1 rRNA gene is annotated in these 1,286 nt (G+C 56.7%); it reads right to left on the bottom strand.

Annotation, left to right across the window (positions count from 1 at the left end):
- Nucleotides 1-1,286 (bottom strand): 23S ribosomal RNA (locus ACIGXO_RS33635); the annotation flags it as partial.

Consider the following 1,286-nt stretch of genomic DNA (forward strand, 5'->3'; position numbering starts at 1 on the left):
GTCAGTCCGTATACATCGCCTTACGGCTTCGCACGGACCTGTGTTTTTAGTAAACAGTCGCTTCTCGCTGGTCTCTGCGGCCACCACCAGCTCAGGGAGCAAATCCCATCACCAGCAATGGCCCCCCTTCTCCCGAAGTTACGGGGGCATTTTGCCGAGTTCCTTAACCATAGTTCACCCGAACGCCTCGGTATTCTCTACCTGACCACCTGAGTCGGTTTAGGGTACGGGCCGCCATGAAACTCGCTAGAGGCTTTTCTCGACAGCATAGGATCATCCACTTCACCACAATCGGCTCGGCATCAGGTCTCAGACTTACATGCACGACGGATTTGCCTACCGTGCGTCCTACACCCTTACCCCGGGACAACCACCGCCCGGGCTGGACTACCTTCCTGCGTCACCCCATCGCTTACCTACTACAGACTCGGGTCACCGGCTCCACCACGTCCCTTCGTCCGAAGACTCCAGGCCGGCTTCACGGGCTTAGCATCCTCTGATTCGATATTGGGCGTTTCAAAGCGGGTACCGGAATATCAACCGGTTGTCCATCGACTACGCCTGTCGGCCTCGCCTTAGGTCCCGACTTACCCTGGGCAGATCAGCTTGACCCAGGAACCCTTAGTCAATCGGCGCACACGTTTCTCACGTGTGTATCGCTACTCATGCCTGCATTCTCACTCGTGAACCGTCCACAACTCGTTTCCACGGCTGCTTCACCCGGCACACGACGCTCCCCTACCCATCACAGCCTCCGTTGGGAGTATTGCTGCAATGACACGACTTCGGCGGTGTGCTTGAGCCCCGCTACATTGTCGGCGCGGAATCACTTGACCAGTGAGCTATTACGCACTCTTTCAAGGGTGGCTGCTTCTAAGCCAACCTCCTGGTTGTCTCTGCGACTCCACATCCTTTCCCACTTAGCACACGCTTAGGGGCCTTAGTCGATGCTCTGGGCTGTTTCCCTCTCGACCATGGAGCTTATCCCCCACAGTCTCACTGCCGCGCTCTCACTTACCGGCATTCGGAGTTTGGCTAAGGTCAGTAACCCGGTAGGGCCCATCGCCTATCCAGTGCTCTACCTCCGGCAAGAAACACACGACGCTGCACCTAAATGCATTTCGGGGAGAACCAGCTATCACGGAGTTTGATTGGCCTTTCACCCCTAACCACAGGTCATCCCCCAGGTTTTCAACCCTGGTGGGTTCGGTCCTCCACGAAGTCTTACCTCCGCTTCAACCTGCCCATGGCTAGATCACTCCGCTTCGGGTCTTGAGCATGCTACT

Source organism: Streptomyces sp. NPDC053542 (assembly GCF_044544685.1).
GTDB lineage: Bacteria > Actinomycetota > Actinomycetes > Streptomycetales > Streptomycetaceae > Streptomyces.